The organism is Streptomyces sp. NPDC094448, from assembly GCF_044763775.1.
In the GTDB taxonomy this organism is placed as follows: Bacteria; Actinomycetota; Actinomycetes; order Streptomycetales; family Streptomycetaceae; genus Streptomyces.
In genome coordinates this window covers 1-25,117 of record NZ_JBIWGU010000006.1, presented here as the reverse complement: position 1 = coordinate 25,117, position 25,117 = coordinate 1, and the positions used below count along the sequence as shown (strand labels likewise).

Genomic DNA, 25,117 nt, shown 5'->3' with positions numbered 1-25,117 from the left:
GTCCCTGCAACGGTCACGGCGGTCACAGCCTTTACTGCGGTCACAGCTTTCACTGTGGTCACGGCCTTGACTGCGGTCACAGCTCTCACTGCGGTACGGCGCTCACCGCGGCCGCGACACCCGCGGCCCGCACCGCGCTCACAGCGGTCGTACCGGAGTGATATCGCGGCACCCGCCCGGTGCCGGCGGTGACGCCCGCACGCGTACGGAAGTCCTCGGCCGCGGATCTCCGGCCGTCCCGGGGCAGGCACCGCAGGCCGGGCCGACCGTACCGGCACGGCCCGGAAGAGCCGTGACAGCCGGACCGTAGCCCACGGTCTGCGGCACCGACACCCCGCATGGGACAAGCCGGACGATTCGCCGTTTCGACCGTTGTCACTGTGAGGACCTAATCTGTGCACCGTGACTTCGCCTGCCTCGACGGACTCCGTTCCGCCCCAGCTCAGCGCGGGGCCGCGGCCCGCGCAGGGCCCGGCCGCCGACGAGGGGCTGGCGCGGCGGCTGCGCGCCCTCGCCTGCACCGCCCCGCTGCACGATCTGGACACGCGCAAGGCGAACCTCGCGGGCGAGTACTCGGTCTACGCGATGGCGGAGGTCGCCCTCGCGGCCATCGACCTGGTCACCCTCCACATGGACTTCGACACCGGCGCCGACCACGACCAGATAGTCGCCAGACTGCTGCCCCGGATCGCCGCCCAGGCCCCCGGGCGCCCCGCCGCCGAGCACGAACGCGTCGCCCGCTGGGTGCTGGAGAACCTGATCAACGTCGGCAGTGTCGACCGCGGCTTCCGCGCGGTGTACGGGACCTTCGGCGCCGACGGCGTCTACACCCGCCGCGACTACGACTTCAAACTCGTCGAGGAGGTCCCCGGCTACGGCGGTGCGGTCTATCTGCGCACCACCGACGAGGCGGTCAACGTCCTCGTCGGCGCCCTCGACACCGATGTGACCAGCGCCCAGATCGCCGCCGAGGTCAAGCTGGAGGTCCTGATCAGCCGCGGCAGGCTGGCCGATGCCCAGCTCGCCGCCGAACAGGCCCGCTACCGCACCGTGCAGTACTCGGAGACCCTCCGCCGCACCCTGGAGGCCACCCGGCGCAACGTCCGCGCCGTCGACTGGCTGAACACGGTCCCCGACATGATCGCGGAAGCCCTCGACCACGTCGCCGACCGCTACCGCCACGAGAACGCCATCCTGACGAATATCCGCCGGGCGCGTGACGAGGCCGAGGAGCCCGAGAACAAGCGCCGCGCCGCCGAACTCGTCGATATCGTCAAGGACTGCATCCGCCGCCACACCCAGCTCCAGTCCCGGCTGCTGGAGGCCGGTCCCCTCTTCCGCGCGGAACAGGACCGGCAGGCCTTCGCCCGCCCCACCACCCGCACCGGCCTCGACCTCTACGGACAGCTCCTCGCCCCCGTCCTGCCGCTGCCCCTGGAAGGGGCCATCAAGGTCACGGACGCCTTCTTCGCCCACGGCACCGGACTACGCACCCCGTCCTCGGTCCGCGTCGGCGATCTCGTCGAACTGCTGCTGACGCCCCCCGTCGAACGGGAGCACCTCGGTGCCGAGATGCCCGAGCCGGATCTGATCGCCACCCCCGACGACAGCCGGTTCAGCGAAGAGCAGCTGGCTCGGGCGATGGAACTGCTCGACCTGGAACACGACGCGCCCCGCCGGCTCTCCGGACTGCTGGCCGACGCCCGCCGCCGCGACCCCGAACTGCCCTATCTGGTGGCCCTCCTCGCGGTCCACGCGGCCAGCCCCCCGGTCGGCACCGCCTACCGCCAGGGCGAGGAGAAGCTGCTGTTCGCCGTCGACGACGGCACCCGGCTGGACGACCCCGAATTCGGCGGCGCCGACCTCATCGTGGGTACGGCGCTGCTCGATGCCGCCGGAATGGCCGCCGACCGTACGGAGGCGGTATGACACCCGCCCGGTACCGCGGCCGCGCCCGGCGCCACCGCCCCGCCCGGCACCGCGGTGGCGCATCCGGACCGGGCCGGGCGACCGTCGGCCCCGCCGCCCGGGGCGCCCGAGCGGTGTCCCGTCCGCCCGGTGTCCGGCCATCCGCCGGTTCCGGTCCGCCGGTCCGCCGCCGGGTACCGGTCACCCGGCGCCCCGGCCCGCGGTGGCACGCCGAAGCACCGTACCCGCACCACCGGGGACCGGACCCCGGCCGCCGTACCGCAGCGGCGTCCCCCTGCCCACCCTGCCCGCCGTGTTCACCCTGTCCGCACGAGGAGCCCGCCCAGTGACCGCATCGCAGACCGAGCGCGAACCGGCCCAGGAGACCGAGGCACCCGCTCTCGCCGCGGACCGGCCGGCGGCGCCCGCCGCGGTATCCGCCGTCACCCCGGCCGACGCCGCCGACGCCGCCCGCCTGGTCGCCTTCGGACTCCAGCCCAAACTCCTCCCCGCCCGCGACGCGGAGTACGCCGAACTGCTCCGCCGCTACCGGGACGACAGCGCCTTCGCCCGCCTCGCCGACGCCGTCGCCACCGGCCTCGGACTCGTCGTCCTGGAGGTCTCCGCCCGCGCGGGCATGGCCGTCACCGCGGACGAGGACTCCGTCTTCGCGGTCCGCATGGGCGACTACGCCCGCCGGGCCGCCGCCGACTCCGCCGACCGCTTCCTCCACGGACTGGCGCACCTCTCCGTCGCCACCATGGCCTTCCCCCGGCCCGAAGACCTCGCCGACGACGGCTACATCGGCCGGGTCACCGTCAACGGCGTGGACGCCTTCGTCCGGCAGGCCTGCCGCCGCCTCGAAGAGCGCGCCGGCGAACAGGGCGAGAACAGCGATCCCGCCACCGGAGCCCCCGGGCTGGAGTCCGCCTGGCGGATCTGGGCCCGCCGCAGCGCCACCGGAGCCACCAAGGACGCCCGCCGCCTCGCCGGATCGACCACCGGCATCGTCGGCAAGGCCGTCGCCTTCCTCACCGACTCCGGATTCCTCCAGCGCACCGGTGACGATTCCGGCGGCACCTACCGCACCACCGCCCGCTACCAGCTCCAGGTCCGCGATCTCGCCGGCACCGCCGCCATGGCCGAACTGCTCGACCTGGGCGTCGTCCCGGTCAGCGACGGCGCCGCCACCCTGCTCCCCCCGCCCGAAGGCGACGATCTGGAACTGGCCGCCGACGCCGGCCTCCCCTTCCACGCCTGAGCCCCGCCCCGGCCGGGCGGCACCCGCCGCCCCGCCCCCCCCGGCAACCCGGTATTCCGACCAGTCGACCTCTGAGAGTCCGCCGCCATGTACGAGCTGTCCCGCGTTCGCCTCTACTCCATCGGGCCGGCCGGCGCGCGCTACGCCGACACCGTGCTGGACCTGCGCGGAGTCGGCGAGCCGGTGCCCGACCCCGCGCCCGCCCAGGCGGAGTTCTTCGAGGAGGAGCCGGTCGGCCCGCCGCGCCGCCCCGCCCCCGCGGGCGTGCTCTTCCTGGAGAACGGCGGCGGCAAGTCCGTCCTGCTCAAGCTGATCTTCTCGGTGATGCTGCCCGGCCACCGCAACACCCTCGGCGGCGCCAGCTCCGGCGTCCTGCGCAAATTCCTGCTCGCCGACGACTGCGGCCATGTCGCCCTGGAGTGGCAGCACACCCTCACCGGTGAACTCGTCGTCGTCGGCAAGGTCAGCGAATGGCGCGGCCGCCAGGTCTCCAACGACCCCCGGAAGTTCGCGGAGGCCTGGTACTCCTTCCGGCCGGGACCCGGACTCGGCCTCGACTCCCTCCCGGTCGCCGAGGCCACCTCCGTACGACCGCCGGCCGAAGGCGTCTCCGGAGCCCGCGGCCGCCGCCGCACCATGAAGGGCTTCCGGGACGCCCTCACCGACGCCGGCAAGGCCTACCCCCATCTCGACGTCCACTGGGAGGAGATCCACGACCGCTGGAACGAACACCTCGGCGATCTCGGCCTCGACCCCGAACTCTTCCGCTACCAGCGCGAGATGAACGCCGACGAGGGCGAGGCCGCCGGACTCTTCGCGGTCAAGAAGGACTCCGACTTCACCGATCTGCTGCTGCGGGCCGTCACCGACACCCGCGACACCGACGGCCTCGCCGATCTCGTCAGCGGCTTCGGCAACAAGATCGGCCGACGGGCCGAACTGACCGCCGAACGCGACTTCACCGCGGGCTCCGTCGACCTCCTGACCCGGATCGTCGAAGCCGCCGGAGCCCGCGCCAGCGCCCGGGAGATCCACACCGCCGCCGAACGCCGCACCCGCACCCTCAGCCGCCGGCTGCTGGCCCGCGCCGCCGCCGAACGCGCCCGCGCCGCCGAACTGGCCCAGCAGACCACCGCCGCCGCCCACACCGTCACCGAGGCCGAAGGCGCCCGCGGCCGCAGCTCCCTCGTCGCCGCCGAACTGGCCTACCGGCACGCCTCCCTCGCCCTGACCGCGGCCGAGAAGGGCGCCGCCGGCCGGCGGCGCGAACTGACCGACGCCCGCACCCTCCACTCCGCCTGGCAGGCCGCCGAAGCCGTACTGCGCCACCGGGCCGCGGCCGACCGGTCCGCCAGGGTCGCCGCCGCGATCCGCGAGGCCGAACGGGACGCGGCCCCTGCCCTGGCCGCCCGCGCCCACGCCGCCGCCGACCTGGTCCGTGCCCTGCACGCGGCCGCCGGGGAAGGCGAACGGCTCGCCAACGAACACGAGGAGCGGTCCAGCGCCCTCCAGGAGGCGGGGGAAGCGGCCCACCGGGACGCCACCGCCGCCGCGACCGAGGCCCAGCGCGCCCGCAGCGAGATCGGCCACCTCCGCCAGCGGCTCGCCGAGGTCGAACAGGAGACCGCCGAAGCGGTACGGGCCGGCTGGCTGGACGACACCGCGCCCGACGCCGACCCGGCCAGGGCCGCCCTCGCCGCCAGCGACGCCGAGAAGACCGCCGTCGCCGCCTGGGACACCGCCCGCGAGACCGGCCGGACCACCGCCGACCGGGCCAAGGAGGCCGCCGCCGCGGAGTCCCGCGCCGAACTGGCCGCCGCCCGCGCCGCCGACGCCGCCGCGGCCGCCGAACACTCCTACACCGCGGAACACCGGGCAGCCGCCGCCATCGCCGAGGACACCCGGCTCGCCGAACTCCTCAGCCTCCCCTCCGCCGGTACGGCCGCGGGCGGCAGCGCCCCCGCCCGCGCCACGGACACCCCGCTCTCCGCCGAGGAGCTGGACCGCTGGGCCGACGATCTGCGCGAACTCCTCGACCAGTACGTCACCGAAGCCGAACGCCGCCTCTTCGACCTGCGGACCGCCGCCGCCGACGACGCCCGCATCCTCGGCGCCCTCGGCGACGGCGGACTGCTGCCCCCGGGCCCCGACGTCCTCGCCACCGTCGAGTACCTCGCGGAACACGGCATCCCCGCCCTGCCCGGCTGGCGCTACCTCGCCCAGGCCGTCGACCCAGCCGACCACGCCGCCGTACTCGCCGCCCGCCCCGAACTCGTCGACGGCGTCGTCATCACCGACCCCGCTTCCCACCTCCGCGCCCGGGAGGTCCTGGGCGCCGCGGCCCTGCTGCCCCGCTCCGCCGTCGCGGTCGGCACCGCCGCGGCCCTCCTCGCCCCCGTACCACCGCCCGGTACGGACCCGGCGGGCAACGGCGATTCCGGTGTCTTCCTCGTACCGCCCAACCCCGCCATGCACGACGAGGGCGCCGCCGACGAGGAGCGGCAGGCCCTGCGCGCCCGGGCCGCCGCCCGGGACGAGGAGATCCGCGCCCTCGCCGCCCGCCTGGCCGGGGACCGGGCCCTCGCCGCCCGTATCGCCTCCTGGCGCGCCGACTGCCCGCCCGGCATGCTCACCGAACTCGCCCACGGCACCGCCGCCGCCCGCGAGACGGCCGAAGCGGCCCGGGACGAGCTGGTCCGGGCCCGCGCCGTACGGAACGAAGCCGACGAAGCCGCCGCCGAGGCCGCCCGGATCCGCGAGGACCGCCAGGAAACCGCCCAGCGGGCCCGCCGCGCCGCCGACGCCCTCGCCGGACTCGCCTACCGCCTGCGGGAACGGGCCGGCTGGCAGGTCAAACTGCGGGAGCTGGCCGACGACGCCGTCGAGGCGGAGGCCCGCGCCACCACCTCCTGGGAGCGGGCCAAGGCCGCCGACGAGGACCGCCGCGCCGCCCAGCGCGCCGGCGACGACGCCCGCCGCACCGCCCGCGCCCTGCGCGCCGAACGCGCCGAGATCGCCGGAGCCCCGGAGAACGCTCCCGGCGACGGCATGGACGGCGTGGACGGCATGGACGGCGTGGACGGCGTGGACCGTGAGGACCCGACCGGTACCCGAGCCGACGCGCCGCGCCCCGCACTGCCCGCGCTGCGCGAGGCCTACCGCGCCGCGTCACAGCTCTACGAGAAGGTCGGCGTCGGCGCCGATCTCCGGGCCGAACAGGCCCGCGCCGAGAGCGACGAAAGCGCCGCCCTCGCCGAACTGGACCGCCTCACCAACAAGGTCCGCACCCGCGCCGCCCAGTTGCTGGAGAGCACCGACGGCGCCGACGGGCCCTCCCGCCAGGCCGCGGCCGCCCGCGCCGAGTCCCTGGTCCAGATGCTGGAGTCACGGGCGTCCGAGGCCAGCGAGAAGCTCGGCCGGCTGCGCGGCGAGGCCGAGCGGCTCGCCCCCGCCGACGGCACCGCCCATACCGAACTCCCCGCCGAACTGGCCCCCGGCGACGCGGACCACGCCCAGCTCCTGCTCCGTACCGCCACCACCGAGCTGGCCGCCCGCACCGACGCCCTGGACACCGCCCGCGCGGCCCACAGCACCCTGCTCGACGCCCACCGCACCGCCGAGGACGGCGCCACCGGATTCGACGAGACCGCCGTCCAACTGCGCGATCTGCTCCGCGACCACCCGGACCAGCAGACCCCCGAAACCGGACAGCGGGAGCAGCCCGAGGCCTATCCCGACGGGCTCGCCGAGGCCCGCCGGTCCGCCGCCGAGGCCCGCCGCTCCCTGCGCGGCTGCGCCGGTGAGCTGTCCGCGGCGGAAGCAGCCGTACGGGAAGCCTCCGACATCCTCGTACGGCACGCCAACTCCACCCGCTACGAACAGGTCCGCACCCCGGCCCGCCAGCAGATCCGGGAACTGCCCGCCGGTGCGCTGCCCGAGCACGCGGCCGCCTGGGCCGAGGCCTTCGCCCCCCGGCTGCGGGTACTCACCGACGAGCTGGAACAGCTGGAACGCAACCGCGACACCATCGTCGACCGGCTCCGCGGACTGGTCGAATCGGCGCTGGCGACACTCCGCTCGGCCCAGCGGCTGTCCCGGCTGCCCGAGGGTCTGGGGGAGTGGTCGGGTCAGGAGTTCCTGCGGATCCGCTTCGAGGAGCCGGACCAGGCGGCCCTGGCGGAGCGGCTGGGCGAGGTCATCGACGAGGCGACCCGCTCCGCGCTGCGCAAGAACGCCTCCGTGGCGTACGGAGAGGGCCGCAGGGACGGTATGTCGCTGCTGCTCCGGGGCGTGCAGGCGGCGCTCCAGCCCAAGGGCATCGCCGTGGAGATCCTCAAGCCGGATGCGGTACTGCGGGCCGAACGGGTCCCCGTCGGACAGATGGGCGACGTCTTCTCCGGCGGCCAGCTGCTGACCGCCGCCATCGCGCTCTACTGCACGATGGCCGCGCTCCGCAGCAATGACCGGGGCCGCGACCGGCACCGCCACGCGGGAACCCTCTTCCTCGACAACCCCATCGGCCGGGCCAACGCCACCTATCTGCTGGAACTCCAGCGGGCGGTCTCCGACGCCCTCGGCGTCCAGCTCCTCTACACCACGGGACTCTTCGACACCACCGCCCTCGCGGAGTTCCCGCTGGTCATCCGGCTGCGGAACGATGCGGATCTGCGGGCGGGGCTGAAGTACATCAGCGTGGAGGAGCATCTGCGGCCGGGACTGCCCCAGCCGGAGAGCACGGGCGAGCAGATCCACGGCGAGATCACCGCCACCCGGATGTTCCGCAGGTCCCACGGCGATATCCCCCCGCTCCCGGCCCAGGCAAGCCCGCCCGCGCCCGAACAGCGAACCCGGCCCGTCCCGTCCCCCGGCGGCGCATCCCCGGCCTGACCCACCCGCCCCGGGCACGGCACACCCCCGCATGCACACCGCCCCCGCTCCGAACTCCGGGCTACCGGCTACGGAACGGGGGCGGGCGCACAACGGTCTGCCCTGAACCGGGTCGGATCAGACCTCGGCCTCCGCCACCCGGCGGCCACCGCTCTCCTGCCGCTCCCGGCGCCCTGTCCGTGTCTCCGCACGAGCCGCGGACCGGGCCGCCCGCCGCGCCCTGCGCCGCTCCCGGCGCAACTGCCGCGCGCTGCTGCTGGGCCCGGAGACCACTCCGTACCGCTGCTTCCACACCTGGCGCGTCACCCAGACGTCCAGCACGGACCATGTCGCCACGATGGTGCTGGCGACACTGCTGAGCACCATCGGGAACGCCAGCCAGGATCCGGCGAGCGTGCACAGGAACGCCACCATCGCCTGAATCAGCGTCAACGACACAATGAGAACCGCCCGCACGGCCGATGTGCGCACCGGGTCCGCCATCCGCACCCGGGCCTCGGGCTCCTCGACCCAGAGCTGACGCGGCACCGGCGCACCCTCGCCGCGCACCGACCCTTCACGACGCCCGCCCGTCTCCATGGTCCTGCTCACTCCCCACATCCCCCATGTCCGTCCCTACACTTTCGGCTGCCCGGAAATCCCGGCCGCTACTCCCGTCCGGCGAGGACCCGCCGCCCCTGTCCGGATGCGTCGCGCTCCCCTTGCCGGAGCCGTCGGAGCTGCCGGAGCTGCCGGAGTCCCGCACCGGGAAGCCGTGGCGGAACCCGGAAAGCAAATGGCACCCCGGCCCTTCCGATACCGACAGTGCGGGCGAAACTCGCACTACCGGTCGCTAACGGCAGGTTCCCAGCAGCCCCGTACATATAGACGCCCGAGAACCCCGTTCTGTTCCGCCCTGCGCCCAACGGATCGTAGGAATCCGGCCATCTCCTCGCCGCCCCCTGCCGAGGCCCGGCCCGCCCCCCCTGCAACACGCCCGGGAATCCCAACACGTTGAATACCGGAAGCAACTCCGCCGCGCCGCCGTCCGGACGGCCGAAAATCGCCCGGGTGACCCGTCGAGCCGATGGTGTGACAGTAGTAGGCTCGCGCCGTTTGCTGACCGGAGAGCACGGAGGAGCGCCGCCCGCCGGGCGGACCGTCAGGGGGAGGCCATGCGCTTTCGCGGGAAGTCCATCCGCCGGAAGATCGTGGCGCTGCTGCTGGTACCCCTGCTGTCGCTCACCGCGCTCTGGGGCTTCACGACCTTCCTCACCGGCCGTGAGGCGGCCCGGCTGCTGGAGGTCGGTTCGGTCGTCGACGACCTCGGCGGACCGGTCGCCGCCGCCGTCCGGGCCCTCCAGCAGGAGCGCCACCACACCCTGGTCCACCTCGCCGACCGCCGCGCGGCGGGACCGTTCGCCGCGTTACGCGGGCAGCGCACCGCCGTGGACCGGGCCCTGGTGGCCGTCCGGTCCGAGGCCGACGACGAAGCCGTCCGCGACACCCTGCGGTCCGACGGGGAACGGAAACTGTCCGAATTCGCCGAAGGCTTCGACGGACTCGCCTCCCTCCGTGCCTCCGTCGACAGCGGCACCGTCCCCCGGACCCGGGCCATGGACTACTACAACGGCCTGATCGACCCCGCCTTCAGCTTCCTCAGCGACCTCCACACCCTGAGCGACGTCGGCATGGACCGCCAGGGCCGGGCCATCGTCGGCCTCGGCCGCGCCGCCGAGGCGCTCTCCCGCGAGGACGCCCTGATCGCCTCCGCCCTGACGGCGGGTCAGCTCACCGCGGCCGAGCAGCGCGACATCACCGGACTGGTCGCCCGGCGCGAACTCCTCTACGAGATCAACCTGGAACTGCTCCCGGCCCGCGACCGCGAGATCTACCGGACCCTCTGGACCGGCCCCGGCACCGAACCGCTGCGTGCCGGCGAACACCGCCTGGTCATGGACGGACCTGTCACCCGCGCCACGCCCGCGGACGTGGCCCAGTGGCGGCAGGCGGTCACCCCCGTGCTCGACCGGCTCCACCTGGAGGCCACCGCCTCCGAGGAGCGCCACCAGAGGCGGGTCGACCCCGCCGCGTACGACGTCGTCCTGAAAGCGGGCATCGCCGGTGCCCTCGGCTTCCTGGCCCTGCTGGTCTCCGTCTTCGTCTCCGTACGCGTCGGCCGGGACCTGGTCCGGGACCTCTCGCGGCTGCGCCGCGAGGCCCACGAGGTCTCGGGCGTCCGGCTGCCCGGGGTGATGCGCCGGCTCGCCGCGGGCGAACACGTCGACGTCGAGACGGAGGCGCCCCGCCTGGAGTACGAGAAGGACGAGATCGGTCAGGCGGGGCAGGCCCTCAACACCCTCCAGCGGGCCGCCGTCGAGGCCGCGGTCCGCCAGGCCGAGATGCGCCGCGGGGTCTCCGAGGTCTTCGTCAACCTCGCCCGGCGCAACCAGGTACTCCTCCACCGCCAGCTCACCCTCCTCGACGCCATGGAGCGCCGCACCGAGGACGCGGAGGAGCTGGCCGACCTCTTCCGGCTGGACCATCTCACCACCCGGATGCGCCGTCACGCCGAGGGGCTGGTGATCCTCTCCGGCGCCGCCCCCTCCCGCCAGTGGCGCAAGCCGGTCCAGCTGATGGACGTGGTCCGGGCGGCGGTCGCCGAGGTGGAGGACTACGAACGCATCGAGGTGCGGCGGCTGCCGCGGATCGGTGCGGGCGGCCAGGCGGTGGCCGACCTGACCCATCTGATCGCCGAACTGCTGGAGAACGCCACCGTGTTCTCGCCCCCGCACACCGCCGTGGAGGTGCACGGCGAGCGGGTGGCCAACGGTTTCACCCTGGAGATCCACGACCGGGGGCTCGGCATGGCGCCGGAGGTGCTCCTGGAGGCCAATCTGCGGCTCGCGGAGACCCCCGAGTTCGAACTGTCGGACACCGACCGCCTCGGACTCTTCGTCATCAGCCGGCTCGCCCAGCGCCAGAGCGTCCGCGTCTCGCTCCAGCCGTCCCCGTACGGCGGGACCACGGCGGTGGTCTTCCTGCCCGCCGCCCTGTTGACCGACGCCCCGGAGGAGACGGAGTCCGCGGCCCTGCCCGACCGTACGGTCCGGACCGGGGCGCCGGGCCGCCGCCCGGCCCCGGTGGCCGGCCCCTTCGCCCGGCCCGGTGCGGACGACGAGCCTCCCGGGGCGGCCCTGCCGCCGTTTCCCGGCCGCCCCGTTCTGCCCGCCGGGCCCCGACGGCCGGGCGCGGACGCCCGCGGTCCCGCCCGGCCGGCCGAGGACCCGGCCCCCGACCCCTACGGCGGCGCGGACCCCTTCCACCGCCCGGATCCGCACGCTGCTCCCGACCCGCACGCTTCTTCCGGCGCATACGACCCGTACCGCGCATCCGGCTCTCCCGATCCCCACGGCGTCCCCGGTCCGTACCGCTCCCCGGGCGACTACGGCTTCCCCGACCCGTACGGCTCCCCGTATCCGTACCGTTCCCCGGGCGACTACGGCTTCACCGTCCCGCCCGGCCCGCATCCGGCGGCCGACGAGGAGCACGAGCAGGCCGGAGACCCCGCCCCCGGACAGCCCCCGGGAATCGTCCCGCTGCCCCGCCGCCCCAAGCACCCCGACCCGTCGACCGGCCGCCGCCACCCCGCCCCCTTCCCCGAGCCTGCCGGGCCTTCCGGGCCCGTCGGCCGCCGAGGGAAGGGTGCGGCTCCTTCCGGTGTCCCGGCTCCTTCCGGCGTCCCGGCCGAACCCCCCACCGGGGGCCACCGCAGGGCCTCCGACCCGGTCTCGCCCCACCAGCCGCCGGGGTCGGTCGACGGGCTGCCGCGCCGGGTGCGCCAGGCCAGCCTCGCGCCCCAGCTGCGGGACCTTCCGGCGCCGCCCCGCGCCCGCGGACGCAACCCCGAAGCCGCCCCGGGCACGGACGGCGACGCCGAGGCACTGCGCGACGCCGAGGCCGTACGGGCCCGGATGGCCTCCATGCAGCGCGGCTGGCAACGGGGCCGCCGTCAGAACGCGGACGAAACCGGCCCGGCAGCCGTCCGGAGCACCGGCACCGGCACCGGGCCCGGCCGTCCGGCACCACGAACGACATCGGAGGGGAACGGTCCATGACCGCACCGCACGCCGCAGCAGACGCCACCGGCGGACGCCCGCTCGACCGGAGCGGCGCGGGCACGCTCGACTGGCTGCTCGACGAGCTGGTCGAGCGGGTCGGCAGCATCCGCCGGGCGCTCGTGCTCTCCAGCGACGGGCTGGCGACCGGCACCTCGCGCGAGCTGAGCCGGGAGGACGCGGAGCATCTCGCGGCCGTGGCCTCCGGATTCCACTCCCTCGCCAAGGGGGTGGGGCGGCACTTCGACGCCGGGCAGGTCCGGCAGACCGTGGTGGAGCTGGACGAGGCGTTCCTCTTTGTGACGGCGGCCGGCGACGGGAGCTGTCTCGCGGTCCTCGCCGACGCGGATTCGGACGTCGGACAGATCGCCTACGAGATGACGCTCATGGTCAAGCGGGTCGGCGTCCATCTCTCCACGGCTCCCCGGACCGATCGATCCGCAGCCGGGGGGTGATGTCCGGTATGCGTGACGGCGCCAGGGAGGGAGCCGACGACGGCCGGGAGGACGGGCCGGAGGAGTATCCGGTCCGGCCGTCCGGCAGATCGGGGCGGCTACGCCGATTCCGGCAGAAGTCCGCACCCCAACCGCCCCCGGAGCCCCGGAGCCCTTCCCCGCCGCCGTTCCGGCAGCAACCCCCTGGCCCCCCGCAGCCCCATAGGTCCCAGGGTCCTCCAGGGACCCACAGTCCGCCCGGTGCTCACGACATCCCCGGCACCCACGAACCCCCTGCACCTCACAGTGCCCGCAACCCCCTCAGTTCCGCCGACGCACACCAGCCCCTGATCTCACCGGAGCCCCGGAAGGCTCCGCAGGAACAGCCGCCCGACCACAGCCGTCAGTTCCGCCGCCCCCGCCCGCCGCGGCAGTTCGTCGATGCCGAGGCGGGCCCCGTGGTCCGCCCGTACGCGATGACCCGGGGCCGTACCAGCAGCACCTCCCAGCACCACCGGCTCGACCTCATCGCGCTCGTCGTCCCCGAACCCACGGCCGGATCCGGCGGCCACGGACACCATCTCTCCCCGGAGCACGTCGATATCGTCGAGCGGTGCGAGCGCAGCCCGCAGTCGATCGCCGAGCTGGCCGCCGGTCTCGATCTCCCCGTCGGGGTGATCCGCGTCCTGGTCGGCGATCTCGTCGAGGACGAACTCGTGCAGGTAACCCGTCCCGTTCCGCCGGCCGAGCTGCCGGACGTCAACATTCTCCGCGAGGTGATCAATGGTCTCCGGGCGCTCTAGTACGGCGCGGCGCAGGGCGCCGCTGGCTCTGAAGATCCTGGTCGCCGGTGGATTCGGGGTCGGCAAGACGACCCTGGTCGGCGCGGTCAGCGAGATCCGTCCGCTGCGCACCGAGGAGGATCTGAGCGAAGTCGGCCGTCCGGTGGACGACACCGGCGGCGTCGAGGCCAAGACGACCACCACGGTCGCCATGGACTTCGGCCGGATCACCCTCCGCGAGGATCTGGTCCTCTATCTCTTCGGCACCCCCGGGCAGGATCGTTTCTGGTTCCTCTGGGACGAACTGGCCCAGGGTTCGCTGGGTGCCGTGGTACTGGCCGACACCCGCCGGCTGGCGGACTCCTTCGCCGCGGTCGACTACTTCGAGCGCAGGGGAATTCCGTTCACCGTCGCCGTCAACTGCTTCGAGGGTACGGAACGGTTCCCCGCGACCTCCGTACGCGCGGCGCTGGACCTCGACGCCGCGGTACCGCTCCTGCTGTGCGACGCACGGGAGCGCGAATCGGTGAAGACGGTCCTCGTCACGGTGGTCGAGCACGCACTCGACCTGGTGGATCCGGGGCACCGGCACGCGACGACCTGACGGCCGCCGGCCGGGACGCCCCGCTCCCCGGCCGGCGCGCCGCCGGGCCGCTTCAGCGGACCGCCACCACCGCCGATCCGTGTCCGAACAGCCCCTGGTTCGCGGTGACCCCCACCCGTGCCCCGGGCACCTGCCGCGCCCCCGCTTCCCCCCGCAGCTGCCGGGTCAGCTCGCAGACCTGTGCGATCGCCTGCGCCGGTACGGCCTCCCCGAAGGACGCGAGCCCCCCGCTCGGATTGACCGGTACGCGCCCGCCGAGCGCCGTTGCGCCCTCCCGCAGCAGCTTGGTGGCCTCGCCCGCCGCGCACAGCCCGAGGTCCTCGTACCACTCCAGTTCGAGGGCGGTCGAGAGGTCGTACACCTCGGCCAGGGACAGCTCCTCCGGCCCGATGCCCGCCTCCTCGTACGCGGCCCGTGCGATGGACGCCCGGAAGGACTCCGCCGGGGGCGGGACCGCGGCCGCCGAGTCCGTCGCGATATCCGGCAGGTCGAGTACGGTCCGCGGATAGACGGGCGTGACGGTGGAGACGGCGCGGATCCGCACCGGATCGGTCACTCCGCGGCTGCGGGCGAAGTCCGGGCTCGACAGCACCAGCGCCGCGCCCCCGTCCGAGGTCGCGCAGATGTCCAGCAGCCGCAGCGGATCGGCGACCACGGGGGAGGCGGCTACCTCTTCGGCGGTCACCGGGGTCCGGTAGCGGGCGTACGGATTGAGCGCCCCGGCCGCCGCGTTCTTCACCTTGACCAGCGCGAAGTCCTCCGGCGTCTCGCCGTGGACGGCCATGCGCCGGCGGGCGAACAGCCCGAAGTACACCGGATTCACCGCCCCGAGCAGCCGGAACCGCAGCCAGTCCGGATCGTCCGGACGGTCGCCGCCCGCCGGGGCGAAGAAACCCTTCGGGGCCGCGTCGGCGCCGACCACCAGGACGGCGTCCGCCAGCCCGGCGAGGATCTGCGCCCGTGCGGTCGCGATCGCCTGGGCCCCCGAGGCGCAGGCCGCGTACACACTGGTCACCCGTGCCCCCTGCCAGCCCAGGGCCCGGGCGAAGGAGGCACCCGCGACATATCCGGGATAGCCGCCGCGTACGGTGCAGGCGCCGACCACCGACCCGATGTCCCGCCAGTCGAGACCCGCGTCGGCGAGCGCGGCCCGGGCGGCGACCCTGCCGTAGTGGAGGAAGCCGCGGCCCTCCTTGCCCCACGGGTGCATTCCCGCCCCCAGGACCGCGATATCCCCCGCGGTCCCGCTCATCGCGCCGCCCCCACGGGCCGCCAGTGCCAGACGGCGGCCCCGTCACCGAGCGCGCCCGGCACCACCTCGACCTCGGCGCCGACCCGGAGATCGTTGAGCGCCACCCCCGGCGCGGCCTGCCCCAGGACCACCATCCGCTCGGCCGCCAGCTCGACCGCGACCACGATGTACGGCTCCCACGGCGCGTCCGGGTCGCCGGCCCACGGCGGCGGCGGGCGGTAGCGGCCGTCGGTGTACGACCAGACCGTGCCGCGCCGGGAGAGCGCGACCTCCACGAGCGTCCCGCCCCCGCAGGCCGGATTGCGGCAGCAGCCGTCCTCGCGGGGGAAGAAGACGGCGGAACAGGCGGCGCAACGGGTGCCCAGCAGTGCGAAGCCGTCCTCGCCGCCGTCCCGGAACCAGCCGTCCACCACGGATATGCGCGTCAAAGGGTCCTCCCCGGAAACCGCGGTCCGATGCCCGTCCTCCGACACACATATCTGACAGTACGTCAGAATGCCAGAGGGGCATGTCCGGTGGTCCGAAGACTCCGCGCCCGCCCGTCCCGGCGGTTCCGCGAAGACCTCCGCCGGGCGGGTCCGCACCGCCCCGGCCCGCCGTACCTCCCCGCACCGCGGCCACGGCGAACGCCCCACCCCACCGGCCCGTTCCCGCCCGGCCCCGCAGCGCGCGGGCCACCCGCCCACCCGCACCCCCGTACCCCGTCCGCTACAGTCCGCGGGTGCCCGAGAACTCCCACTGCGGCAACTGCGGCGCCCCCTACGGGCCCGCCGCCCGCGACTGGCCGCGTACCTGCCCCGCCTGCGGGACCACCGCCTACCGCAACCCGCTTCCGGTCGCCGTCGCCCTTCAGCCGGCCCATGACGCACACGGCACCGGGCTCGTCGTCATCACCCGCGCCATCGAACCCGCGAAGGGCGGCACCGCCCTGCCCGGAGGCTTCGTGGACCACCGGGAAACCTGGCAGGAGGCCGCCGTCCGCGAACTGTACGAGGAGACCCGGATCGAGGCCCGTGCCGCCGATGTCCGCCTCGCCGACGCCATCAGCGCCGACACCGGCCACCTCCTCCTCGTCGCCCTGCTGCCCGCCCTCCCGGCCGCCGACCTGCCCGCCCCCGCCCCCACCCCCGAAACCTTGGGCCGACATCTGCTCCGGGCCCCCGGGCCCCTCGCCTTCCCCACCCACACCGAAGCCGTCGCCCACTGGTTCGCAGGCCGCTACCGCTGATCCGCCCCGTCCGCCGAACCCCGCACCCGCACCGGCCGCACCGGCGCCACCACTCCGTCGCCCCGCACCTGCTTCACCACCACCCGGCCGTCCGCCGACCTCACCGCGTACCGCTCGACCTCCGCCCGCGCCCAGCCGTCCCCCGGATCGGGCACCACCAGACCACCCCCCTTCCGCCCCGTGGACGGCGCCCACACCTCCAACTCCACCCCACCGTCCGCGCCCCGCACCGGAACCACCGAACCCGCGCGCGCCAGCACCGGTATCCGCTCCGGCGGCGCCTCCACCACCACCCGGCCCGGCCCCTCGTACGCCCGGCCCGTCACCGTGTCGTACCAGCGCCCGCGCGGCAGCCGTACCGCCCGCCGCACCACCCCCGGCTCCAGCACCGGCGCCACCAGCAGCGCGTCGCCCAGCAGAAACGCGTCCCCGCAGTCCCGCAACGCCCGGTCCTCCGGCGCCCCCCACCACACCGGCCGCACCCAGGGCGACCCGGTCAGCCGCGCCACATGCGCCAGCGTCACCAGATACGGCCGCAGCCGCTCCCGCTCCCGCAGCACCGCCCGCGCCCCGTCCAGCACCTCCGGACCGAACTCCCACGGCTCCCGCCCGCCCCCGGTCAGGAACAACGGCAGATACGCCCCCAGCTGCAACCGGCGCAGACACCACTCCGGCGACGCCCGCCCCTCCGCACGCCCGCCCGCGCCCCCACCCGCACCGGCGAACGGCACCCCGCACAGACCGAGCCCCAGCACCAGCGACAACACCGTCCGCAACCCCGGCCAGTCGTCGCCCGCCCCGCCCGGCCGTCCGTCCTCCGCCCGGCTCGGCCGTCCGTCGCCCGCCCAGCCCAGCCGTTCGTCCCCCACCCAGCCCGCCCAAGCACCCCCGTACCGCTGCATCCCCACCCAGCCCGCCCGCGACAGCAGAAACGGCCGCTCCCCGGGACGGAGCCGCCGCAGCCCCTCGTACCCGGCCCGCGCCGCCGCCGCCCCGTACACCTGGCGGGCCCCACCGTGATCCCCACCCCGGCCCGCCGGCACCTGCCGCGCCGACCGGGGCAGCACCGGCTCCCCTGACGGCCCACCCCCGGCAGGCCCGTTCCCCGCCAGCACCACCCCCGCGGAACCGGCCCCCGACCGCTCCGCGCAGACCCCGCCCCACCACCGCCGCACCGCGGGATCGGTGACATCGGGATACACGTACTCCCCGGACCACGGCCCGCCCCGCACCTCCCGACCGCGCCCGTCCCGGACGAACGCCCCCAGCCGCCGCCCCTCCTCGTACACCGGATCCCCCCGCTCCGCCCGGACCGCCGGATCCACCACCGGCACCAGCCGCACCCCCGCTCCCGCCACCACCTCCCGTACCACCGCCCCGCCTCGGCCGGTCAGATGCACCGCCGACAACGGCAGCCCCCGCTCCCGGTACCCCGCCACCACCCTCCGTACCGCTGCCCCGTCCCCGCCCGCATGCTGCACCCCCAGCGCCCACGACGGCGGCACCGCGGCCGGCCCCGCCAGCCGCGACCAGCGCGCCAGCACCCGCGCCGGAGTGCCGACCACCACCCAGCAGCGCAGCGGACCCCCCTCCATCCGCAGCGCGGCCGTCCCCGGCCGGTCGTGCCCCGAACCCCCGCCCTCCGCACCCTCCCGCAGCGCCACCCGCCCGTCCCACGTCGTGTCGTGGAACACCAGATGCGTTCCCGCGTCGGCCACCACCATCTGCACGGGCATCGTCACCGGCGACGGCCCGCCCGCCCCGCCCGCGGCCCCCGGACCCGTGTTCCCGATGCGGTACGTGCCGTCGCGCAGCCGCGGCCCCGACCCCCGGCCGCCGACCCCGAAGAACCGGGCGTCCGCCGCCACCTCCGTCCGCAGCAGCCAGCGCGCCGGACCACCCCCCACCGGCTCCCACCACCGCGGCGGCAGATCCCGCCGCAGCACCACACCACCAGGGGTACGCACCTCCACCGCCCCGTACCGCGACACCGCCACCGTCACCCGCCGCGACACCACCCGCCAGCCACCGTCCGTATCCGGCTCCAGACCGGCCCGCGGATCCGCCTCCGGCACCGGACCCCCCAGCCCGTACGACGGCTCGGGCCCCGCCCCGTCCCACCCCCAGAACACCGCACCCCCCGCCGCGATCCGGATCCGCAGCGCGGAACGGGCGAACCGGACCACCCCACCGCCCGGCAGCGCCTCCGCCCCGGACACCGGACCCGGCACCCGGGCCCGTTCGGCCCCCCGCGGCGCCGGCCCCCAGGCGTCCGTACGGCGCCGGCGCCACACCCGGCGGACCGCCCGCAGCGCCCGCCGCGCACCGAACCCCCGCAGCCGCCCCAGACCGCGCAGCCACCGCAGACTCCGTACCGAACACACCAGCTCACAACCGTCCATACGGCTCAGCCTGCCACCGCCCACCCCGCCCGGGACCGGGTTCAGCACCCGTTCACCCACCGCTTCCCGGCCCGTCGCCACCCCGCGCGTACGGCACCCGGCCGTGCCCTGGTGCGAAAGACGATCACATGGCATCGTCCGTACCAGCCGTACGGCGTGCACACACCGGCACCCGCACGGCCCCGCAGCCAGCGCAGCGTCCCCGGGGGGCCTTCGACCAGGACCCCGCGGGACGACCAGAGCCATCCGGAGCCCGCATCGTGACGTCAGCGAATCCAGCGAACCCGGCGAGTCCCGCGAACGAAGCGACCCCGGACCCGGACCCTCTGTGGCAGCCCGGCGCCGCCCGGATCGCCGGCGCCCGGATCACCCACTTCCAGCGCTGGGCCGCCGAACACCACGGAGCCCCCGCCGACGGCGGATACCCCGCGCTCCACGCCTGGTCCGTCGCATCCCTCAGCACCTTCTGGCGCGCGATCGCCGAATACTTCGACGTACGGTTCACCACCCCCTACGACGAAGTCCTGGCCGACCCCGGCATGCCCGGCGCCGCCTGGTTCACCAACGGCACCCTCAACTACGCCGAACACGCCCTGCGCGCCGCCGACACCCGACCCGACGAACCCGCCCTCGTCCAGGCCGACGAAGGCCACGAACCCACCGAGACCAGCTGGGCCGAACTGCGCCGCCAGGTCCAGGCGCTCGCCGGCCGGCTGCGCGAACTCGGCGTCACCCCCGGCGACCGGGTCTGCGCCTACGTCCCCAACATCCCCCAGGCCGTCACCGCCTTCCTCGCCGCGGCCGCCGTCGGCGCCGTCTGGACCTCCTGCGCCCCCGACTTCGGCGCCCGCGCCGTCCTCGACCGCTTCCAGCAGGTGGAACCCGTCGTCCTGTTCACCGTCGACGGCTACCGCTACGGCGGCAAGGAACACGACCGCACCGACACCGTCACCGAACTCCGCGCCGGACTCCCGAGCCTGCGGGCCGTGGTCCACATCCCCCTCCTCGGCACCGGCACCCCCGACGGCGCCCTCGACTGGTCCGCCGCCACCGAGCCCCCCGCCGACACCGTCGGCCCCCCCGCCCTCGCCTCCTATGCGCAGCTCCCCTTCGACCACCCGCTGTGGATCCTCTACTCCTCCGGCACCACCGGACTGCCCAAGGCCATCGTCCAGTCCCAGGGCGGCATCCTCCTCGAACACCTCAAACAACTGGGCCTCCACTGCGACCTCGGCCCCGGCGACCGCTTCTTCTGGTACACCTCCACCGGCTGGATGATGTGGAACTACCTCGTCTCCGGCCTGCTCACCGGAACCACGGTGGTCCTGTACGACGGCAGCCCCGGCTACCCGGAGACCGGAGCCCAGTGGGCCGTCGCCGAACGCACCGGCGCCACCTTCTTCGGCACCTCCGCCGCCTACGTCATGGCCTGCCGCAAAGCCGGGATCCACCCCGCACGCGACCACGACCTGTCCGGCATCGCCTGTGTCGCGACCACCGGATCCCCCCTCCCGCCCGACGGATTCCGTTGGCTCCACGACGAGTTCGCCGCCGCCGGAAGCGAACTGTGGATCGCCTCAGTCAGCGGCGGCACCGACGTCTGCAGCTGCTTCGCGGGCGCCGTCCCCACCCTCCCCGTTTATATCGGGGAGCTGCAGGCACCCTGCCTCGGCACCGATCTGCACGCCTGGGACGAGAACGGCCACGACCTGACCGGCGAAGTCGGCGAACTCGTCGTCACCCAGCCCATGCCCTCCATGCCCACCACCTTCTGGCACGACCCGGACCGGGCGCGCTACCGCTCCGCCTACTTCGAGATGTTCCCCGGCGTCTGGCGGCACGGCGACTGGATCACCGTCACCCGCCGCGGCACCGTCGTCGTCCACGGCCGCTCCGACTCCACCCTCAACCGCCAGGGCGTCCGGATGGGCTCCGCCGATATCTACGAGGCCGTCGAACGGCTCCCCGAAATCCGCGAAACCCTCGTCATCGGCGTCGAAGAACCGGACGGCGGCTACTGGATGCCCCTCTTCGTCCACCTCGCCGACGGCGCCGCCCTCGACGACGCCTTGCGCGCCCGGATCAGGACCACGCTCCGCGAGCAGCTCTCGCCCCGCCATGTCCCCGACGACATCATCGCCGTCCCCGCCGTGCCCCACACCCTCACCGGCAAACGCCTCGAAGTACCCGTCAAACGCCTCCTCCAGGGAGCCGATCCCGCCCACGCGGTCAACCCCGGCTCCGTGGACCGGCCCGAACTGCTCACCTTCTACGTCGAACTCGGCGCCGAACGGGAGCGGCTCCGCCGGGCACCCCGCGACTGACGCCCCTCCGCTCCGCCCGATACCCCCGCCCGGCAACGCTGCCCCTGGTGTGTCCGTGTCCGTGTCCGTGGCGGTGTCGGTGTCGCTGTCAGTGGCGACGGCTACGGTGAGTAATCATCGTTCGGCCGTACGCCACCCAGGGGGACCCATGAGCCACGAGACCACGCCCGGCGGGCCGACCCGCCGCACCACGAACGGCAGGCGTCCCGCCCGCGGCGGACCCGGCCCGGACCGCCCCCGCGGCCGGGCCGCCGTCCGCCGCGCCCTGCGCCGGGAAGTCCCCTGCACCGTGGGCGTCCTCGCCGACGCCCACGATTTCGCGGCGATGCGCGACTACCGCAGCTTCGCCTTCGACGACCACCCCGCCTACCTCCGCCATGTCGAGGATCTCCTCGGCTCCTTCGCCAAGGACCGGTTGCACACCACCGTCGTCCTCTTCGACCCCGAGGAGTACGCGCGCTACTGCACCGAAGAGGGCATCGACCCCGACAGCCCCCTCGGCCGCAGCCGCTACACCGCGGGCGCCGCCGCCCGCGGCGGCGCCCTCGTCTACACCGGCCAGCCCATCGACGACCTGCTGTCCCGGCTGATCGACCACACCGTCCGCCGGGCGACCTGGGAGTACGCGGCGACCCTCCTCGCCGGCACCGGCCCCTGCGCCGACTGCGGGCAGGACATCGGCAAGGCGTCCTTCGACCGCGCCGCCCATCTCGTCACCCGCCTCCTCGAAGCCGCCGGGCCCGGCGGCCACCACCTCGTATGCAGCGTCACCGCCCCCGAGGAACAGCTCTTCGTCACCCTCGCCGCCGACCACGACCCGGCCGGGCCCGCCGCCCGGCTCGACCCCGTCGCCTACGCGGAGTTCATCACCGTCCTCGCCGTCGCCGTCGCGCTCGACCGGCCCGCGGGAGTGGTGCTCCGCACCCGCACCCCCGGTGCCCCCGACCGGTTGTACGGCTGGACGGTCCGGCGGAGCAGCTTCGTCCCCCTCTCGGAGGCCGGCGTCTTCAGCGCCTACTGCACCGACGCCCGCACCGGCGAACCCGTCCCGCCGGAGCCCGGCACCGAGTACCACGCCGGCTTCCCCGTCCCCACCGACGAACCCGACCCCCACCACTGACCCCGGCACCCCCGGAAAACGGTGGAAGGGCCCCGCGACCGCGAGGCCCTTCCACCGCACACCGGCGGAGCCCACTACTCGCCGGACAGCACCGCCCGGGCGGCGGTCCGCGCCTCTTCGGCACTGTCCGCGGCCCGCGCGGCGGCGGCCGCGCGCTCGCACTGGGCGAGCGTGTGCTTCGCCAGCGCCGCCCGTACATAGGGAATCGACGCGGCGCCCATCGACAGCGACGTCACGCCCAGCCCCGTCAGCACACAGGCCAGCAGCGGATCGGAGGCCGCCTCACCGCATACCCCGCAGCTCTTGCCCTCCGCCTTCGCGGCCTCGGCCGACAGCGCGACCAGGTCCAGCAGCGCCGGCTGCCAAGGATCCTGCAACCGCGACACCGCGCCCACCTGACGGTCGGCCGCAAAGGTGTACTGCGCCAGGTCATTGGTGCCCAGCGAAAGGAACTCCACCTCCTGAAGGATCGACCGGGCCCGCAGCGCGGCCGACGGAATCTCCACCATCGCGCCGAACTTCGCCCGCAGCCCCGCCGCACGGCACGCGTCCGCGAACGCCTTGGCGTCCGCCCGGTCCGCCACCATCGGCGCCATGACTTCCAGATAGACCGGCAGCCCCTCCGACGCCTTCGCCAGCGCCGTCAGCTGGGTCCGCAGCACCTCGGGATGGTCGAGCAGCGTCCGCAGACCCCGCACCCCCAGCGCCGGATTCGGCTCGTCGGCCGGGGTGAGGAAGTCCAGTGGCTTGTCGGCGCCCGCGTCCAGGACCCGTACGACGACCCGCCCCTCCGGAAAGGCCTCCAGCACCTTGCGGTACGCCTCGACCTGCTTCTCCTCCGACGGCGCCTGCTTGCTGTCGTCGAGGAAGAGGAACTCGGTACGGAACAGCCCCACGCCCTCGGCACCGGCCTCCACCGCCGCCGGTACGTCACCGGGCCCGCCCACGTTCGCCAGCAGCGGCACCTTGTGCCCGTCCGAAGTGGCACCCGGCCCGCTCGACGCGGCGAGCGCGGCCTTGCGCTCCGCCGCCGCCCGTGACAGCTCCGCCCGCTTCTCCTCCGACGGCTGTACGAAGATCTCGCCCGTGCTGCCGTCGACCGCGACGAGCGTGCCCTCGGCCAGATCACCGGCCCCCGGCAGCGCCACCACGGCCGGTACCCCGAGCGCCCGCGCCAGGATCGCGCTGTGGCTGGTGGGCCCGCCCTCCTCGGTCACAAAGCCGAGCACCAGCGCGGGGTCCAGCAGCGCGGTGTCCGCGGGCGCGAGATCCCGTGCGATCAGTACATACGGCTCGTCGCTGTCCGGTACACCCGGCATGGGCACCCCGAGCAGCCGGGCCACGATCCGGTTCCGTACGTCGTCGAGATCCGCGACCCGGCCGGCCAGATACTCACCGGCACCCGCGAGCAGCGCCCGGTACGCGGCGAACGCGTCGTACACCGCGCGCTCCGCCGTGCTGCCGACGGCGATCCTGCGGTCCGCATCGGCGATCAGCTCGGGGTCCTGCGCCATCAGCGCCTGGGCCTCCAGCACCGCCTGGGCCTCGCCGCCGGCCAGATTGCCCCGGGCGATCAGATCGGCGGCAACGGCGTCCACCGCCTGCCGGGCGCGCCCCTGTTCGCGCTCGGTGTCCTGCGCGGGGTTCTGCTTGGCGGGCGGCTCCAGTACGGCCGTACCCATATGCCGGACCTCGCCGATCGCCACACCGTGGCTCACCCCGACGCCTCGCAGCGTTGTCTCCATGTCACCCGTTCCCGGTCGAGCGGCGGACCGTGCCACCGCGATGGTTGTCGGACGGCTTGTGCCGCTGAGCCGTCACTGCCAGGAGAAGAGCTGGTCCCCGGCCTTGACCTCGCCGTCCTCCCGGACGTCGCCCAGCGAGTCGGCGGTGGCCTCCAACGCGACGACCGGACAGACCGGCGACTTCCCGGCCTCCTCGACCGCGACCGGGTTCCAGCGGACCACGGCCTGACCGCGGCTGACGGTGTCGCCCTTGTTCACGAGCAGTTCGAAGCCCTCACCGTTGAGCTGCACGGTGTCGATCCCGAGATGGACCAGGACTCCGTGCCCTTCGGCGTCGACCACGACAAAGGCATGGGGATGGAGAGAGACGACGACACCGTCGACGGGCGAGACGGCCTCACCGGGTTCACGCACGGGGTCGATGGCGGTACCGGGGCCGACCATGGCGCCGGAGAAGACGGGGTCGGGTACGGCCGCGAGTCCGATGGCACGTCCGGCCAGCGGCGACGTCACTGTGGTCATGGATCCTCCCAGGGGCGGAGAAGACGTCGCCCGTCGTCCGGGGATGGCGCGGGGCGACGCACTGTTCAGAACTGTTCCGAGCGTATGTCAGGTGAAGTCCCGGTTCCGCCCGAAAGCGACCGGTTGACGGAGTCGGGACGCACCGGGGGCGATTTGCCTCGCCCTTCGGTGACCTGTACTGTCGTACCCCTGCCTGGCCCCAACGCGACTATGAGTCGGGGGTCGGCAGCGACCTTTCAAGCCGAGATCCTAACTGGTCTACACCTCTGCCTGTCTGTAGAGGAACGGACCGGGGTGGTGAACGGGCCGGAAAAAGCCTGATAAGGTTTGAAACGTCGAAAGGGCAAAGCCCGGAGGGCCTCGTGAAAAAGGCCTGAAGGAAGCGTCCGTTCCTTGAGAACTCAACAGCGTGCCAAAAATCAACGCCAGATTAGTTGATACCCCGTTCCCTTGCCTTTGTGGCTCGGGGATGAGGTTCCTTTGAAGAAACACATACAGCGAGGACGCTGTGAACGGTCGGATTATTCCTCCGGCTGTTCCGCTCTCGTGAT

Annotated in this window: 16 protein-coding genes; 10 read left to right on the top strand and 6 right to left on the bottom strand. The window is 74.3% G+C overall.

Annotated elements, in window-relative coordinates:
- The first annotated feature begins 402 nt into the window (after positions 1-402).
- From ACIQ9E_RS13090 to ACIQ9E_RS13080, 3 genes are all read left to right on the top strand, one after another.
- Positions 403-1,929 carry a hypothetical protein gene (locus ACIQ9E_RS13090; protein ID WP_403706284.1) on the top strand — a complete coding sequence of 509 codons (1,527 nt, stop codon included), beginning with the start codon at positions 403-405 and terminating at the stop codon, positions 1,927-1,929.
- 325 nt (positions 1,930-2,254) lie between these two features.
- Complete coding sequence (locus tag ACIQ9E_RS13085; protein ID WP_403706283.1) at positions 2,255-3,169, top strand: hypothetical protein; 915 nt, start codon at positions 2,255-2,257, stop codon at positions 3,167-3,169.
- Positions 3,170-3,256: 87 nt separating this feature from the next.
- Positions 3,257-8,056 (top strand): hypothetical protein, encoded by a 4,800-nt coding sequence (locus tag ACIQ9E_RS13080; RefSeq protein WP_403706281.1) that lies wholly within the window; start codon positions 3,257-3,259, stop codon positions 8,054-8,056.
- A gap of 117 nt (positions 8,057-8,173) precedes the next feature.
- Here the strand turns inward: ACIQ9E_RS13080 and ACIQ9E_RS13075 are convergent, their stop codons facing one another.
- Complete coding sequence (locus tag ACIQ9E_RS13075; RefSeq protein WP_403706811.1) at positions 8,174-8,635, bottom strand: hypothetical protein; 462 nt, start codon at positions 8,633-8,635, stop codon at positions 8,174-8,176.
- 575 nt (positions 8,636-9,210) lie between these two features.
- On the opposite strand from ACIQ9E_RS13075, the gene ACIQ9E_RS13070 reads away from it, so the two are divergent.
- The 4 genes from ACIQ9E_RS13070 (at position 9,211) to ACIQ9E_RS13055 (ending at position 13,973) form a co-directional block, all read left to right on the top strand.
- Positions 9,211-12,153 (top strand): nitrate- and nitrite sensing domain-containing protein, encoded by a 2,943-nt coding sequence (locus ACIQ9E_RS13070; RefSeq protein ID WP_403706279.1) that lies wholly within the window; start codon positions 9,211-9,213, stop codon positions 12,151-12,153.
- On the top strand, positions 12,150-12,608 hold the full coding sequence (locus ACIQ9E_RS13065; RefSeq protein ID WP_403706277.1) for a roadblock/LC7 domain-containing protein: 459 nt from the start codon (positions 12,150-12,152) through the stop codon (positions 12,606-12,608). The genes ACIQ9E_RS13070 and ACIQ9E_RS13065 overlap by 4 nt, the downstream gene beginning before the upstream one ends.
- 329 nt (positions 12,609-12,937) lie before the next feature.
- Complete coding sequence (locus ACIQ9E_RS13060) at positions 12,938-13,390, top strand: DUF742 domain-containing protein (protein WP_403706809.1); 453 nt, start codon at positions 12,938-12,940, stop codon at positions 13,388-13,390.
- On the top strand, positions 13,371-13,973 hold the full coding sequence (locus tag ACIQ9E_RS13055; protein ID WP_403706275.1) for a GTP-binding protein: 603 nt from the start codon (positions 13,371-13,373) through the stop codon (positions 13,971-13,973). The genes ACIQ9E_RS13060 and ACIQ9E_RS13055 overlap by 20 nt, the downstream gene beginning before the upstream one ends.
- Positions 13,974-14,025: 52 nt before the next feature.
- On the opposite strand, the gene ACIQ9E_RS13050 is transcribed toward ACIQ9E_RS13055, so the two are convergent.
- The gene (locus ACIQ9E_RS13050; protein WP_403706273.1) at positions 14,026-15,225 is read right to left on the bottom strand and encodes a lipid-transfer protein; all 1,200 of its coding nucleotides are present in this window, start codon (positions 15,223-15,225) and stop codon (positions 14,026-14,028) included.
- A complete protein-coding gene (locus ACIQ9E_RS13045) occupies positions 15,222-15,653 on the bottom strand; it encodes a Zn-ribbon domain-containing OB-fold protein (protein ID WP_403706271.1) in 432 nt (143 codons plus the stop codon). The genes ACIQ9E_RS13050 and ACIQ9E_RS13045 overlap by 4 nt, the downstream gene beginning before the upstream one ends.
- Positions 15,654-15,946: 293 nt before the next feature.
- On the opposite strand from ACIQ9E_RS13045, the gene ACIQ9E_RS13040 reads away from it, so the two are divergent.
- The gene (locus ACIQ9E_RS13040) at positions 15,947-16,453 is read left to right on the top strand and encodes an NUDIX domain-containing protein (RefSeq protein ID WP_403706269.1); all 507 of its coding nucleotides are present in this window, start codon (positions 15,947-15,949) and stop codon (positions 16,451-16,453) included.
- Here the strand turns inward: ACIQ9E_RS13040 and ACIQ9E_RS13035 are convergent.
- A complete protein-coding gene (locus ACIQ9E_RS13035; protein WP_403706267.1) occupies positions 16,444-18,855 on the bottom strand; it encodes a glycoside hydrolase family 31 protein in 2,412 nt (803 codons plus the stop codon). The two genes, ACIQ9E_RS13040 and ACIQ9E_RS13035, sit on opposite strands and share 10 nt — an antisense overlap.
- A 260-nt stretch (positions 18,856-19,115) precedes the next feature.
- Here ACIQ9E_RS13035 and ACIQ9E_RS13030 point away from each other — a divergent pair, with 260 nt between their 5' ends.
- Positions 19,116-21,179: an acetoacetate--CoA ligase gene (locus ACIQ9E_RS13030; protein ID WP_403706265.1), complete on the top strand. Its 2,064-nt coding sequence runs from the start codon at positions 19,116-19,118 to the stop codon at positions 21,177-21,179.
- Between the two features lie 148 nt (positions 21,180-21,327).
- Positions 21,328-22,299: a hypothetical protein gene (locus ACIQ9E_RS13025; RefSeq protein WP_403706263.1), complete on the top strand. Its 972-nt coding sequence runs from the start codon at positions 21,328-21,330 to the stop codon at positions 22,297-22,299.
- A gap of 74 nt (positions 22,300-22,373) precedes the next feature.
- Here the strand turns inward: ACIQ9E_RS13025 and ptsP are convergent, their stop codons facing one another.
- Both ptsP and ACIQ9E_RS13015 read right to left on the bottom strand, forming a co-directional pair.
- Positions 22,374-24,044, bottom strand: a complete 1,671-nt coding sequence (gene ptsP / locus ACIQ9E_RS13020; protein ID WP_403706261.1) for a phosphoenolpyruvate--protein phosphotransferase — start codon at positions 24,042-24,044, stop codon at positions 22,374-22,376.
- Between the two features lie 72 nt (positions 24,045-24,116).
- Complete coding sequence (locus tag ACIQ9E_RS13015; RefSeq protein WP_403706260.1) at positions 24,117-24,566, bottom strand: PTS glucose transporter subunit IIA; 450 nt, start codon at positions 24,564-24,566, stop codon at positions 24,117-24,119.
- Between the last annotated feature and the right edge of the window lie 551 nt (positions 24,567-25,117).